Below are 13565 nucleotides of genomic sequence, written 5' to 3' on the forward strand. Positions count from 1 at the left end.
TTACTATTGCCGATAATACGCGCGATTACGCGACGTCTTCGTACTGTGGAACCGGGTTGCGGAAGCTTTTAGTTACGCACGCCAGATAAATCAGCCCGATACCCGCCCAGATCAGGCCCAGTACCATTGAGCTCTCTTCCAGGTTAACCCACAACGCACCAACCGTGAGCGCGCCGCACATCGGCAGGAACAGATACTGGAAGTGATCTTTCAACGTTTTATTACGCTTCTCACGGATCCAGAACTGCGAAATCACCGACAGGTTAACAAAGGTAAACGCGACCAGCGCACCAAAGTTAATCAGCGCCGTCGCCATCACCAGGTCAAAATTAATCGCCAGCAGCGCGATCGCCCCGACCAGGATGATGTTCATCGCTGGCGTACGCCATTTCGGATGAACGTAACCGAAGAAGCTTTTCGGGAATACGCCGTCGCGCCCCATTACGTACATCAGGCGCGCTACGCCTGCATGCGCCGCCATACCGGAAGCCAGCACGGTGATAGTAGAGAAGATCAGCGCGCCCACCTGGAAGGTTTTACCCGCCACGTACAGCATGATCTCCGGCTGAGACGCATCCGGATCTTTAAAGCGAGAGATATCCGGGAAGTACAATTGCAGGAAATAGGTTGCAAAGATGAAGATCAGGCCGCCAATCAGCGCGGTCAGGAAAATCGCACGCGGGATCACGCGCTCAGCATCTTTGGTCTCTTCCGACAGGTTACTGATGCCGTCAAAGCCGGTAAAGGAGAAGCACAGGATCGTCGCTCCCGTAATCATCGGGATAACGTGCGCATCGCCGGACCAGAACGGACGGGTGCTCGCCAGCGTACCGGCGCCTTCGCCTTCAAATACGCCATAAACCACCATGCCCAGAATGACCGCAATCAGCACCACCTGTAGCACTACAATCACGGTGTTGAAGTTAGCGACCGATTTGAGGCTGCGCAGGTTAAAGGCCGTCATAAAGGCCACCAGCGCCACAACAAACACCCATGACGGAATGGAGGGCACCAGCGCTTCAAAATAAATTTTCGCCAACAGAATGTTGATCATCGGCGCGAACAGATAATCGAGCAGAGAAGACCAACCCACCATAAAGCCAACGGTCGGGCTGATGGATTTCTGGGCATAGGTATACGCCGAACCCGCGGAAGGGTAGCGACGCACCAGTTTCCCGTAGCTCAACGCCGTAAACAGAATCGCGATTAACGCGAATGCATACGCCGTCGGTACGTGACCGTCAGTGAGGCCTGAAACGATACCAAATGTATCGAACAGCGTCATCGGCTGCATATAGGCAAGACCCATCATTACAACCGGAACTAACGTAAGCGTTTTACGTAATTCCACGCGAGAGGTGTTTGGAGTAACGTTATGCGACATGGTCATTCTCCTTTACGGCGAATGCCGTCGCGTAAGCAAAAAATTGCCCCATTTTCTGGATTCCTCAGCGACAACAACTGTCGATTTTTAAGTAAGTATCTATCCGGTACGAAGCCCGGCCTCTTGGTATTGAATGATGTGTTTGAAGCAAAAAAATAACCGACGCGTATTAAAACGTCGGTTAGTGTCATTTTTTGCAAGCGGCGTATTCTGCCCTAAATTGAAGTGAAATGACAAGAGAATGCGAGCGCGTTCAAAAAATTATTTTTCATAAGCGATTGATTTTTAAACCGGCGATTTTGCATACACCCCAGCAATAGCATTATTTGCTAAAATTTCATCCCGCCACCAGCCGCTGGCCAGCCCGGCGGTCTGTTCATTCCAGCCAACCCACACCGGTTCATAGACGATTTGCGCCACAACTTTCTTCTCTATAAGCGCGCCGCTTTCCAAAAATCGCTGCGCCAGATAACGCGGTAAATAGCCGCATCCCAGGCCACTAATTTGCAGCTCCAGCTTGGTTTTAAAATCAAACACGGTAATCGCTTCCTGAGCGTCGAGCAGTTCAGACCCTATTGATCGCGAGGAATGGACGCTATCGCCAACCACAATCGCGCGAAAACGTTTGATCGTCTGGCGGCTAAGCGGTTCCTCTTCATGAACCAGCGGATGATGCGGAGCGACAGCAAACACCAGTTCAAGATCGCCCAGTCTTGCAAAGCCAAAGCCGGTGTCAGGCGGCGGCGCGCGCATGGCGCCAACAATAATATCCGCCCTTCCCTGCGTCAGCGTCTCCCATGAACCGCCGAGAACGCCATTGACAAATTTAAGGCGCGTCACGCTGTGGCGTTGATAAAAAGCGTCGATAAGCGGGGCCAGAAGAGAAAAGGGAAAGGTATCATCCACACCGATGACCAGTTCGTTCTCCCAGCCTTCATGCAGTTTAATCGCCTGCTTTTCCAGCTCGCGAACGGTGTGCAGCACTTCACGGCCTTTTTCCAGTAGCATCTTACCGGTTCGCGTAAATCGCGCGCGATGCCCGCTACGGTCGAGCAGTTGGATATTAAGATCGTTTTCCAGCTTATGAACGGTATAACTGAGGGCGGACGGCGTTTTAAATAATTTTGCCGACGCCGCCGCGAAGCTGCCTTCTTTTTCTAACGCATCAAGAATAATCAGAACGTCCAGCAGTGGTTTCATACTCATCCCCTTGCGCTATATGGCGACCACCTGCTGGACAGCGACTCACTCCATCGGCATCACCAGCGGATCGGGATATTGATATTCAAATCCCAGCTCATTACAAATCCGGCTACCGTCGATAATCTTCCCTTTGCCGTTGTCCGGTGCGTCACGAAAATGCGGCGGCGCCATTCCCAGCAAGCGCGTCATTTGCGGATAAAACACGTTGCGGGCTGGATGCGCCGGCGCACATATATTATAGATGTGCCCCCCTTTTGGCGCCTGTAGCAAGAGGGTAATTGCGCCAACCACGTCTTCAAGATGCACCAGATTGACCCCGTGTTGACCATCCGGCGCGGTTTTTCCGGCAAAGAAACGTCCGGGATGGCGCCCGGGCCCGACCAACCCCGCCAGCCGCAGAATATCTACTGACGTGCCCGGCAGATTATGCAGCCAATCTTCCAGTTCCTTCAGGGTACGCCCGCTGGCCGTGACCGGATTACGCGGCGTATTCTCTTTCACCACGCCTTGCGCATCGCCGTAAACAGACGTCGAACTGGTAAAAATAATACGCGGGATACGATAAGCCAGCGCGCTGTCGACCAGCTCCTGCATCGCCTGCAGATAAAAATCCTCTCCCGGACCGCTACGGCGCGCGGGCAGTGTTATCACCAGCGCATCGACATCCAGCAGAGCGTCAAGATCGTCCGCCTCACAGACCAGCTCCGGCTCCAGACGCAGCGGATAGCTTTCAATTCCACTCATACGGGCCGCTTCCACCCCGTCAAGGGTGGTTTTGCTGCCGGTAACCTGCCAGCCTCTCGCTGCCAGCGACATTGCCAGCGGCATGCCTAACCAACCTAAACCGACAATTGCGACCTTTTTCATCCATTTTCTCCTGACTTTAACGCCTTATACATAAGGCTACGCCAGCCCGCCGTGACTGACAATTCATACTATAAATGCGAAATGAAAAAAGCGCTTGCTTTAAGGCGTAAAAGTGGTTTAGGTTAAAAGGTATCAAATGAATAAGCATTCATCGGAATTTTTATGACACGCGTTCAATTTAAACATCACCATCATCACCATCATCCTGACTAGTCTTTCAGGCGATGTGTGCTGGAAGACATTCAGATCTTCCAGTGGTGCATGAACGCATGAGAAAGCCCCCGGAAGATCATCTTCCGGGGGCTTTTTTTTGGCGCGCGATACAGACCGGTTCAGACAGGATAAAGAGGAACGCAGAATGTTAGACAACACCCGCTTACGCATAGCTATTCAGAAATCAGGCCGTTTAAGCGATGATTCACGAGAATTGCTGGCCCGCTGCGGCATAAAAATTAATTTACACACTCAGCGCCTGATTGCGATGGCGGAAAACATGCCGATTGATATCCTGCGCGTGCGTGATGATGACATTCCGGGTCTGGTGATGGATGGCGTGGTCGATCTCGGCATTATCGGCGAGAACGTGCTGGAAGAAGAGCTACTCAACCGCCGCGCGCAGGGTGAAGATCCGCGCTATTTTACCCTGCGCCGTCTTGACTTCGGCGGCTGCCGTTTATCGCTGGCAACGCCGGTTGACGAAGCCTGGGACGGCCCGGCCGCGCTGGACGGTAAACGTATCGCTACCTCTTATCCGCACCTCCTCAAACGCTACCTCGACCAGAAAGGCGTCTCTTTTAAATCGTGTCTGTTAAATGGTTCTGTCGAAGTCGCGCCGCGCGCGGGGCTGGCCGACGCTATCTGCGATTTGGTCTCTACCGGCGCGACGCTTGAAGCTAACGGCCTGCGTGAAGTCGAAGTTATCTACCGCTCTAAAGCCTGTCTGATTCAGCGCGACGGTGAGATGGCACAGAGCAAGCAACAGCTGATCGATAAATTGCTGACCCGTATTCAGGGTGTGATTCAGGCGCGCGAATCGAAATACATCATGATGCACGCGCCAAGTGAACGCCTGGAAGAGGTTATCGCCCTGCTGCCAGGCGCCGAAAGGCCGACAATTCTGCCGCTGGCGGGCGAGCAACAGCGCGTGGCGATGCACATGGTCAGCAGCGAAACGCTGTTCTGGGAAACCATGGAGAAACTGAAAGCGCTTGGCGCCAGCTCGATTCTGGTACTGCCGATCGAGAAGATGATGGAGTGATCTGACGCCTGATGGCGCTGCGCTTATCAGGCCTACGTAATGCGTTGATATTTTGGGTTCTGTAGGCCGGATAAGGCGGAACCCTGTGATGGAGTATAGACCATGAGCTTCAATACCCTGATTGACTGGAACAGCTGTAGCCCTGAACAGCAGCGTGCGCTGCTGACGCGTCCGGCGATTTCCGCCTCTGACAGTATTACCCGGACGGTCAGCGATATTCTGGATAATGTAAAAACGCGCGGTGACGATGCCCTGCGTGAATACAGCGCTAAATTTGATAAAACAGAAGTGACAGCGCTACGCGTCACCCCTGAAGAGATCGCCGCCGCCGGCGCGCGTCTGAGCGACGAATTAAAACAGGCGATGGCCGCTGCCGTCAAAAATATTGAAACGTTCCATTCCGCGCAGACGCTACCGCCTGTAGATGTGGAAACCCAGCCAGGCGTGCGTTGCCAGCAGGTTACGCGTCCCGTCGCGTCTGTCGGTCTGTATATTCCCGGCGGCTCGGCTCCGCTCTTCTCAACGGTGCTGATGCTGGCGACGCCGGCGCGCATTGCGGGATGTCAGAACGTGGTTCTGTGCTCGCCGCCGCCCATCGCTGATGAAATCCTCTATGCGGCGCAACTGTGTGGCGTGCAGGAAATCTTTAACGTCGGCGGCGCGCAGGCGATTGCCGCTCTGGCCTTCGGCAGCGAGTCCGTACCGAAAGTGGATAAAATTTTTGGTCCCGGCAACGCCTTTGTAACCGAAGCCAAGCGTCAGGTCAGCCAGCGCCTCGACGGCGCGGCTATCGATATGCCAGCCGGGCCGTCTGAAGTACTGGTGATCGCCGACAGCGGCGCAACACCGGATTTCGTCGCGTCTGACCTGCTCTCCCAGGCTGAGCACGGTCCGGATTCGCAGGTGATCCTGCTGACGCCTGATGCTGACATTGCCCGCAAGGTGGCGGAGGCGGTAGAACGTCAACTGGCGGAACTGCCGCGCGCGGACACCGCCCGGCAGGCCCTGAGCGCCAGTCGTCTGATTGTGACCAAAGATTTAGCGCAGTGCGTCGCCATCTCTAATCAGTATGGGCCGGAACACTTAATCATCCAGACGCGCAATGCGCGCGATTTGGTGGATGCGATTACCAGCGCAGGCTCGGTATTTCTCGGCGACTGGTCGCCGGAATCCGCCGGTGATTACGCTTCCGGAACCAACCATGTCTTACCGACCTATGGCTATACTGCTACCTGTTCCAGCCTTGGGTTAGCGGATTTCCAGAAACGGATGACCGTTCAGGAACTGTCGAAAGCGGGCTTTTCCGCTCTGGCATCAACCATTGAAACATTGGCGGCGGCAGAACGTCTGACCGCCCATAAAAATGCCGTGACCCTGCGCGTAAACGCCCTCAAGGAGCAAGCATGAGCACTGAAAACACTCTCAGCGTCGCTGACTTAGCCCGTGAAAATGTCCGCAACCTGGTACCGTATCAGTCCGCCCGCCGTCTGGGCGGTAATGGCGATGTCTGGCTGAACGCGAATGAATTCCCGACAGCGGTGGAGTTTCAGCTCACCCAACAAACGCTTAACCGCTACCCGGAATGCCAGCCAAAGGCCGTGATTGAAAACTACGCGCAATATGCTGGCGTAAAGCCGGAGCAGGTGCTGGTCAGCCGCGGCGCGGATGAAGGGATCGAACTGGTGATCCGCGCCTTCTGCGAACCGGGGAAAGACGCCATTCTCTACTGTCCGCCCACTTATGGTATGTACAGCGTCAGCGCCGAAACCATTGGCGTAGAGCGCCGGACGGTTCCCGCGCTTGAAAACTGGCAGCTGGATCTACAGGGGATTTCCGACAACCTTGACGGCACAAAAGTGGTGTTCGTTTGTAGCCCCAATAATCCTACCGGACAACTTATCAACCCGCAGGATCTGCGCACGCTGCTGGAGTTGACACGCGGTAAAGCGATAGTCGTCGCCGACGAAGCTTATATTGAGTTTTGCCCGCAGGCCACGCTGACAGGCTGGCTGGTTGAATATCCTCATCTGGTTATCCTGCGCACATTGTCGAAAGCTTTTGCGCTGGCGGGTCTGCGCTGCGGCTTTACACTGGCTAATGAAGAGGTGATCAACCTGCTGTTAAAAGTGATCGCCCCTTATCCGCTTTCTACGCCAGTGGCGGATATCGCCGCCCAGGCGCTGAGCCCGCAGGGAATAAACGCAATGCGCGATCGTGTGGCGCAGACAGTGCAGGAACGTCAGTATCTGGTGAATGCCCTGCAACAGACCGCCTGCGTAGAACACGTCTTTGACTCTGAAACCAACTATATTCTGGCGCGGTTTACCGCCTCCAGCAGCGTGTTTAAATCCTTATGGGATCAGGGCATTATCTTACGCGATCAGAATAAACAACCTTCTTTAAGCGGCTGCCTGCGGATTACGGTCGGCACCCGCCAGGAAAACCAGCGCGTCATTGACGCCTTACGTGCGGAGCCAGTATGAGTCAGAAGTATCTTTTCATCGACCGGGACGGAACCTTGATTTCCGAACCGCCAAGCGATTTTCAGGTAGACCGCTTTGATAAACTGGCCTTTGAGCCAGAGGTGATTCCCGTATTGCTGAAGCTGCAAAAAGCCGGTTTTAAGCTGGTGATGATCACTAACCAGGATGGACTTGGCACGCAAAGCTTCCCGCAGGCGGACTTCGACGGACCGCACAACCTGATGATGCAGATTTTCACCTCTCAGGGCGTATGCTTTGATGAGGTGCTGATCTGCCCTCACCTGCCCGCAGACGACTGCGACTGCCGCAAGCCCAAAGTGAAGCTGGTGGAGCGTTATCTTGCGGAACAAGCGATGGATAGCGCCAACAGCTATGTGATTGGCGATCGTGCGACCGATATCCAGCTCGCTGATAATATGGGCATTACTGGTTTACGCTATCACCGTGAAACATTGAACTGGACGATGATTGGCGAACAGCTAACGAAACGCGATCGCTATGCGCATGTGGTCCGCAACACCAAAGAGACACAGATTGATGTCAGCGTCTGGCTGGATCGCGAAGGCAACAGCAAGATTAATACCGGCGTCGGCTTCTTTGACCATATGCTCGATCAAATCGCCACCCACGGCGGCTTTCGCATGGAGATTACCGTTAAGGGCGATCTCTATATCGACGATCACCACACGGTAGAAGATACCGGACTGGCGCTCGGTGAGGCATTAAAACTGGCACTCGGCGACAAGCGCGGTATCTGCCGTTTTGGCTTTGTACTACCGATGGATGAATGTCTGGCGCGCTGCGCGCTGGATATTTCCGGTCGTCCGCATCTGGAATATAAAGCTGAATTTACCTACCAGCGTGTGGGCGATTTGAGCACAGAGATGATTGAACACTTTTTCCGCTCACTCTCTTACACGATGGGCGTCACTCTGCATCTCAAGACTAAAGGTAAAAACGATCACCACCGTGTCGAAAGTTTGTTTAAAGCCTTTGGTCGGACTCTACGCCAGGCTATTCGCGTGGAGGGCGATACATTACCGTCCTCGAAAGGAGTGCTGTGATGAACGTCGTCATCCTTGACACCGGCTGCGCCAATTTAAGCTCGGTAAAATCCGCCGTGGCGCGCCACGGTTATACCCCGGTGGTCAGCCGCGAAGCGGAAACCGTATTACGCGCTGACAAACTCTTTCTGCCCGGCGTCGGCACGGCGCAGGCCGCTATGGATCAACTGCGCGAACGTGAACTGATCGACTTGATTAAAGCGTGTACTCAGCCGGTACTGGGTATCTGCTTAGGGATGCAACTGCTGGGTCGTCGCAGCGAAGAGACGCGCGGCGTGGATCTGCTGAACATTATCGAGCAAGACGTGCCGAAAATGACCGACTTTGGTCTGCCGCTGCCGCACATGGGCTGGAATCGCGTGTATCCGCAGGCGGGCAACCGGCTGTTTCAGGGCATTGAAGATGGCGCCTATTTTTACTTTGTGCACAGCTACGCGATGCCGGTCAACCCGTGGACTATCGCCCAGTGCAATTACGGCGAGCCGTTTACCGCGGCGGTACAGAAAGATAATTTCTTCGGCGTACAGTTCCATCCGGAACGTTCGGGCGCGGCGGGCGCACAGTTGCTGAAAAACTTCCTGGAGATGTAATGATTATTCCGGCATTAGATTTAATTGACGGCACCGTGGTGCGTCTCCACCAGGGTGACTACGCCCGGCAGCGGGATTACGGTAACGATCCCCTGCCCCGTTTGCAGGATTACGCCGCCCAGGGCGCCGGGGTGCTGCATCTGGTAGATCTGACCGGCGCTAAAGATCCGGCTAAGCGACAGATACCGCTGATTAAAACCCTGGTCGCGGGCGTGAACGTGCCTGTTCAGGTCGGCGGCGGCGTGCGTACCGAAGAAGACGTTGCGGCATTACTGAAAGCTGGCGTTGCCCGTGTGGTCATCGGTTCAACGGCGGTGAAATCCCCTGACGTGGTGAAAGGCTGGTTTGAACGTTTTGGCGCGCAGGCGCTGGTGCTGGCGCTGGACGTTCGTATAGACGAACACGGCAACAAGCAGGTGGCGGTTAGCGGCTGGCAGGAAAATTCCGGCGTCTCGCTGGAACAACTGGTGGAAACCTATCTCCCCGTCGGCCTGAAACATGTACTGTGTACCGATATTTCTCGCGACGGCACGCTGGCGGGCTCTAACGTGTCACTGTATGAAGAAGTATGCGCCAGATATCCGCAGATCGCCTTTCAGTCCTCCGGCGGTATTGGCGATATCGATGATATTGCCGCCCTGCGCGGCACCGGCGTGCGCGGCGTGATTGTCGGACGCGCTCTGTTAGAAGGGAAATTTACCGTTAAGGAGGCCATCCAATGCTGGCAAAACGTATAATTCCGTGTCTGGATGTTCGTGATGGTCAGGTGGTGAAAGGCGTACAGTTTCGCAACCATGAGATCATTGGCGATATCGTTCCGCTGGCCAAACGCTATGCCGATGAAGGCGCGGACGAACTGGTGTTCTATGACATTACCGCCTCCAGCGATGGTCGCGTAGTCGATAAAAGCTGGGTGGCGCGCGTTGCCGAGGTGATCGACATTCCGTTTTGTGTAGCGGGCGGTATCCGGTCAATTGACGACGCCGCCAAAATTCTTTCTTTCGGGGCGGATAAGATCTCTATCAACTCCCCGGCGCTGGCTGACCCAACGCTGATTACTCGTCTGGCTGACCGTTTTGGCGTACAGTGCATTGTCGTCGGGATTGATACCTGGTTTGACGACGCCACGGGGAAATATCATGTTAACCAGTATACCGGCGATGAAAACCGTACCCGCGTGACTCAGTGGGAGACGCTGGATTGGGTGCAAGAGGTACAACAGCGCGGCGCGGGGGAAATCGTCCTGAATATGATGAACCAGGACGGCGTGCGTAACGGTTATGATCTGACGCAGTTGAAAAAAGTCCGTGACGTTTGCCGCGTGCCGCTGATCGCCTCCGGCGGCGCGGGCACGATGGAACACTTTCTTGAGGCATTCCGTGATGCCGATGTCGACGGCGCGCTTGCCGCCTCCGTTTTTCACAAGCAAATCATCAATATTGGCGAATTAAAAGCGTACCTGGCAGGCCAGGGCGTGGAGATCAGAATATGTTAACAGAGCAACAACGCCGCGAGCTGGACTGGGAAAAAACCGATGGCCTGATGCCAGCCATCGTGCAACATGCGGTATCCGGCGAAGTATTGATGCTGGGCTATATGAACCCACAAGCGCTGGACAAAACCATTGAATCCGGCCATGTCACGTTCTTCTCACGCACGAAACAGCGTTTATGGACCAAAGGCGAAACCTCAGGCCATGTGCTGAATGTCGTCAGCATTGCGCCGGATTGCGACAACGATACACTGCTGGTGCTGGCAAACCCTGTCGGGCCGACCTGCCACAAAGGTACCAGTAGCTGCTTTGGCGACGCCAGCCATCAGTGGTTATTCCTGTATCAACTGGAGCAGCTACTGGCAGAGCGCAAAACCGCCGATCCGGCCAGCTCTTACACGGCGAAACTGTACGCCAGCGGTACTAAACGTATTGCGCAAAAAGTTGGCGAAGAAGGTGTAGAAACCGCGCTGGCGGCCACCGTCAATGATCGTTTTGAATTAACCAATGAAGCGTCTGATTTGATGTACCACCTGCTGGTGCTGTTGCAGGATCAGGATCTCAACCTCACCACCGTGATCGACAATCTTCGTAAGCGTCATCAATAAGCGTAAAAAAACCGGGCAATGCCCGGTTTTTTAATGAGAAATTTTACCTGTCGTAGCCGGATAAGGCACTTGTGCCGCCATCCGGCAAAGAAGCTTACAAGGCTTTTGGCTTATAGCTACGTAGCGCATTGCGTCCCAGCACAATCCCGGCACCGATCATCCCACCCAGCAATACAGCCAGCACAAGGGTAATGGCTTTTTTCGGGCTATCGCGACGGACCGGCAGCGTCGGCTTCATCACATAACGATAGACGTGCACCGTATCGGCAGTCACTTTCAGATTTTTAATGTCCAGCAGTGTCTGCTTCGTCTGGAAATAGGCCGGAGAAAAGACCAGTGGACGCGTCGCTTCGTTCTGTATCATCGATTTTAGCGCATCGCTCCCCAACAGGAACATCGTGTCCTGGGTAACATCCTGGGTTTGCTGAATCTGCGGCTGCGTGATTTTTGCCTCATCCGCATAGCGCAACGCTTCTTCGATTTGCTTAATACGCAGATCTTTTTGCTCCTGCGCCACAACTTCCTGCGTCTCAAGGGACTCCTGCAACGTTTTGGTTTGCAGCGTGATGTTATCTTTCAGGTCAACTTCCAGTTCCTTAGCGACCTCTTCATCCACCTGTTGGATATATTCCGCCAGCCGACGCTGCGCCCCTTCAGCGGTAGTACTCACATAAGAAACCGAGAGTGGCAGCGCCTGCCCTTTTACCGACTGTTCAATGGTAAGCTTTTCCCGCTCTTTCTGATTATCCAGCACTTCCGATAATGCGGAAAACGCAGAGCTAAAGCGGCTTATAAAATTCGCCTGCACTTCAGAGATTTTGGGGGCATTCCCACCATACAAGACGTTGAGCGCGTTGGTATAGGTGGCAACCTGCGCGGCATCAGGTTGGGTAATAATCGCCGTGGATGTCCATTTTTCTTTGGCTATCATCAGGTAGCCTACAGCCAGCAAAATGGCGATAATAACGGCTACAATAATGGTCATCTTCCCACGCCATAACTGTAGCAATAACTCAATCAAATCAATCTGTTCCGGATCGTTCCCACGCCCGGAAGACGTATTACTATCCACTGTCATAGATACCCTAACTAAAAAAAGGATGAAGCTGGAGACAGTGTAGCCATAAAGCAAATATATGCCATAGGATTAATGATAAAAATCAGACATTATTTCCATTTGGTCAATAAATCATCGGGACTCATCAGCCCCGATTGCCTTATTAATCACTACCGAAAAGATCGCGGGTATACACTTTTTCAGCAACATCCAAAAGCTCTGCCGCCATCCTGTTGGAAATAATGACATCCGCCTGCTGTTTAAAGCAGTGCAAATCACGTTCAAGACGTGAGTTAAAGAAAGTATCTTCTTCCATTACCGGCTCATAGATGATGACCTCTACGCCTTTCGCTTTAATGCGCTTCATAATCCCCTGAATCGATGAGGCGCGGAAGTTATCGGAGCCACTCTTCATAATCAGGCGATAAATGCCCACCACTTTAGGCTTTCTGGCGAGGATAGCGTCGGCAATAAAATCTTTACGCGTACGGTTTGCTTCAACGATAGCGGAGATAATATTATTAGGCACCGACTGATAATTGGCCAGCAACTGTTTGGTATCTTTTGGCAAACAATATCCGCCATAACCAAAAGAGGGATTATTATAATGATTGCCAATACGCGGGTCGAGGCACACCCCTTCAATAATTTGTCGGGTATTTAATCCTAACGTTTCAGCATAGCTGTCTAATTCATTAAAATAAGCGACTCGCATAGCGAGATAAGTATTGGCGAAAAGTTTAATAGCTTCCGCCTCAGTGGAGTCCGTAAACAGCGTTGGAATCTCCTGTTTAATAGCGCCTTCCTGGAGTAATGCGGCAAATTCTCTGGCGCGCTCAGACTGTTCCCCAATCACGATACGGGAGGGATAAAGGTTATCGTAAAGGGCTTTACCTTCACGTAAAAACTCCGGAGAGAAAATGATATTTTCTGTCGCAAACTTCTGACGCATTGCCGCCGTGAAGCCAACCGGCACCGTAGACTTAATAATCATCACTGCTGCGGGGTTGATGCTGATCACATCCTGAATGACCGATTCCACACTGGACGTATTAAAATAGTTGGTTTTGGGATCGTAATCCGTAGGCGTAGCAATGATGACGTAATCTGCATTCTGGTACGCATCAAACTTATCCAGCGTTGCCCTGAATCTGATGTTATCTTCCTTTAAAAATTGCTGAATTTCTTTATCAACAATCGGAGATATCCGATCATTTAACAGTTCAACACGGGAAGGAACAATGTCTAACGCCACCACATCATGATGTTGTGCAATAAGCAAACCATTAGACAAGCCAACATACCCCGTCCCGGATATCGTGATTTTCATTATTCGCTCTCAGAATTAACTTAATTATGAATCATGATGTATTTCGCATCCTGATAAGATATTAAAGTTTTAACGCCTGAGTATATAAAGTGCAACGCAGACGAAAACAATTCAGATTATCTTCATTACGATAAACACAGATTATTAAGTTAATATTAAGCAAAAGCGATAAATCAATAAGAATAGAGATAAAAAAAGCCCGGTATTAAACCGGGCTTAAACATTTTTG

At 52.8% G+C, this 13565-nt stretch carries 15 protein-coding genes and 1 other annotated feature; of the genes, 9 read left to right on the forward strand and 6 right to left on the reverse strand.

The annotated features are described in order from the left end of the window. Positions 1-25: 25 nt before the first annotated feature. The 4 genes from plaP to ACLJRS_RS06540 all read right to left on the reverse strand — a co-directional run bounded on the left by plaP (position 26) and on the right by ACLJRS_RS06540 (position 3454). Positions 26-1384: a putrescine/proton symporter PlaP gene (gene plaP, locus ACLJRS_RS06525; RefSeq protein WP_001519005.1), complete on the reverse strand. Its 1359-nt coding sequence runs from the start codon at positions 1382-1384 to the stop codon at positions 26-28. Continuing rightward, positions 1374-1436 (reverse strand): membrane protein YoeI, encoded by a 63-nt coding sequence (gene yoeI, locus ACLJRS_RS06530; RefSeq protein WP_096335044.1) that lies wholly within the window; start codon positions 1434-1436, stop codon positions 1374-1376. Before yoeI ends, plaP begins: the two co-directional genes overlap by 11 nt. 233 nt (positions 1437-1669) lie before the next feature. Then, complete coding sequence (locus tag ACLJRS_RS06535; protein ID WP_000803316.1) at positions 1670-2584, reverse strand: LysR family transcriptional regulator; 915 nt, start codon at positions 2582-2584, stop codon at positions 1670-1672. Between the two features lie 45 nt (positions 2585-2629). Continuing rightward, the gene (locus ACLJRS_RS06540; protein ID WP_000754712.1) at positions 2630-3454 is read right to left on the reverse strand and encodes an SDR family oxidoreductase; all 825 of its coding nucleotides are present in this window, start codon (positions 3452-3454) and stop codon (positions 2630-2632) included. A gap of 162 nt (positions 3455-3616) precedes the next feature. Between ACLJRS_RS06540 and hisL the strand changes: the two genes are divergently transcribed. The 9 genes from hisL (at position 3617) to hisIE (ending at position 10949) form a co-directional block, all read left to right on the forward strand. After that, positions 3617-3667 carry a his operon leader peptide gene (gene hisL / locus ACLJRS_RS06545; RefSeq protein WP_001364200.1) on the forward strand — a complete coding sequence of 17 codons (51 nt, stop codon included), beginning with the start codon at positions 3617-3619 and terminating at the stop codon, positions 3665-3667. After that, positions 3643-3766 (forward strand) — a sequence feature (His leader region). It overlaps the preceding gene by 25 nt. Positions 3767-3812: 46 nt before the next feature. Then, positions 3813-4712, forward strand: coding sequence for an ATP phosphoribosyltransferase (gene hisG, locus ACLJRS_RS06550; protein WP_000886600.1), 900 nt, complete (start codon positions 3813-3815; stop codon positions 4710-4712). 102 nt (positions 4713-4814) lie between these two features. Further along, positions 4815-6119 carry a histidinol dehydrogenase gene (gene hisD, locus ACLJRS_RS06555; RefSeq protein WP_000009622.1) on the forward strand — a complete coding sequence of 435 codons (1305 nt, stop codon included), beginning with the start codon at positions 4815-4817 and terminating at the stop codon, positions 6117-6119. Next, the gene (gene hisC / locus ACLJRS_RS06560; protein ID WP_000102715.1) at positions 6116-7195 is read left to right on the forward strand and encodes a histidinol-phosphate transaminase; all 1080 of its coding nucleotides are present in this window, start codon (positions 6116-6118) and stop codon (positions 7193-7195) included. The genes hisD and hisC overlap by 4 nt, the downstream gene beginning before the upstream one ends. Then, complete coding sequence (gene hisB / locus ACLJRS_RS06565) at positions 7192-8259, forward strand: bifunctional histidinol-phosphatase/imidazoleglycerol-phosphate dehydratase HisB (protein ID WP_000080044.1); 1068 nt, start codon at positions 7192-7194, stop codon at positions 8257-8259. The genes hisC and hisB overlap by 4 nt, the downstream gene beginning before the upstream one ends. Further along, on the forward strand, positions 8259-8849 hold the full coding sequence (gene hisH / locus ACLJRS_RS06570; protein ID WP_001103593.1) for an imidazole glycerol phosphate synthase subunit HisH: 591 nt from the start codon (positions 8259-8261) through the stop codon (positions 8847-8849). Before hisB ends, hisH begins: the two co-directional genes overlap by 1 nt. Next, positions 8849-9586, forward strand: coding sequence for a 1-(5-phosphoribosyl)-5-[(5-phosphoribosylamino)methylideneamino]imidazole-4-carboxamide isomerase (gene hisA / locus ACLJRS_RS06575; protein WP_000586406.1), 738 nt, complete (start codon positions 8849-8851; stop codon positions 9584-9586). The genes hisH and hisA overlap by 1 nt, the downstream gene beginning before the upstream one ends. Beyond that, positions 9568-10344, forward strand: a complete 777-nt coding sequence (gene hisF, locus ACLJRS_RS06580) for an imidazole glycerol phosphate synthase subunit HisF (RefSeq protein ID WP_000880125.1) — start codon at positions 9568-9570, stop codon at positions 10342-10344. Before hisA ends, hisF begins: the two co-directional genes overlap by 19 nt. Then, positions 10338-10949: a bifunctional phosphoribosyl-AMP cyclohydrolase/phosphoribosyl-ATP diphosphatase HisIE gene (hisIE, locus tag ACLJRS_RS06585; protein WP_000954846.1), complete on the forward strand. Its 612-nt coding sequence runs from the start codon at positions 10338-10340 to the stop codon at positions 10947-10949. The genes hisF and hisIE overlap by 7 nt, the downstream gene beginning before the upstream one ends. A gap of 94 nt (positions 10950-11043) precedes the next feature. Here hisIE and wzzB read toward each other — a convergent pair whose 3' ends face one another. Further along, a complete protein-coding gene (gene wzzB / locus ACLJRS_RS06590) occupies positions 11044-12027 on the reverse strand; it encodes an LPS O-antigen chain length determinant protein WzzB (protein ID WP_000215258.1) in 984 nt (327 codons plus the stop codon). A gap of 142 nt (positions 12028-12169) precedes the next feature. After that, the gene (gene ugd, locus ACLJRS_RS06595) at positions 12170-13336 is read right to left on the reverse strand and encodes a UDP-glucose 6-dehydrogenase (RefSeq protein WP_000704825.1); all 1167 of its coding nucleotides are present in this window, start codon (positions 13334-13336) and stop codon (positions 12170-12172) included. Between the last annotated feature and the right edge of the window lie 229 nt (positions 13337-13565).

It is taken from the genome of Salmonella sp. SAL00670, from assembly GCF_046552235.1.
In the GTDB taxonomy this organism is placed as follows: domain Bacteria; phylum Pseudomonadota; class Gammaproteobacteria; order Enterobacterales; family Enterobacteriaceae; genus Salmonella; species Salmonella enterica.

What these genes read in the sequence shown, in the direction of transcription:
- hisG (WP_000886600.1), top strand. Translation starts at nt 3,813, where the DNA reads ATGTTAGACAACACCCGCTTACGCATAGCTATTCAGAAATCAGGCCGT.
- ACLJRS_RS06535 (WP_000803316.1), bottom strand. Translation starts at nt 2,584, where the DNA reads ATGAAACCACTGCTGGACGTTCTGATTATTCTTGATGCGTTAGAAAAA.
- hisIE (WP_000954846.1), top strand. Translation starts at nt 10,338, where the DNA reads ATGTTAACAGAGCAACAACGCCGCGAGCTGGACTGGGAAAAAACCGAT.
- plaP (WP_001519005.1), bottom strand. Translation starts at nt 1,384, where the DNA reads ATGTCGCATAACGTTACTCCAAACACCTCTCGCGTGGAATTACGTAAA.
- hisC (WP_000102715.1), top strand. Translation starts at nt 6,116, where the DNA reads ATGAGCACTGAAAACACTCTCAGCGTCGCTGACTTAGCCCGTGAAAAT.
- hisD (WP_000009622.1), top strand. Translation starts at nt 4,815, where the DNA reads ATGAGCTTCAATACCCTGATTGACTGGAACAGCTGTAGCCCTGAACAG.
- hisB (WP_000080044.1), top strand. Translation starts at nt 7,192, where the DNA reads ATGAGTCAGAAGTATCTTTTCATCGACCGGGACGGAACCTTGATTTCC.
- ACLJRS_RS06540 (WP_000754712.1), bottom strand. Translation starts at nt 3,454, where the DNA reads ATGAAAAAGGTCGCAATTGTCGGTTTAGGTTGGTTAGGCATGCCGCTG.
- hisH (WP_001103593.1), top strand. Translation starts at nt 8,259, where the DNA reads ATGAACGTCGTCATCCTTGACACCGGCTGCGCCAATTTAAGCTCGGTA.
- hisF (WP_000880125.1), top strand. Translation starts at nt 9,568, where the DNA reads ATGCTGGCAAAACGTATAATTCCGTGTCTGGATGTTCGTGATGGTCAG.
- hisA (WP_000586406.1), top strand. Translation starts at nt 8,849, where the DNA reads ATGATTATTCCGGCATTAGATTTAATTGACGGCACCGTGGTGCGTCTC.
- wzzB (WP_000215258.1), bottom strand. Translation starts at nt 12,027, where the DNA reads ATGACAGTGGATAGTAATACGTCTTCCGGGCGTGGGAACGATCCGGAA.
- ugd (WP_000704825.1), bottom strand. Translation starts at nt 13,336, where the DNA reads ATGAAAATCACGATATCCGGGACGGGGTATGTTGGCTTGTCTAATGGT.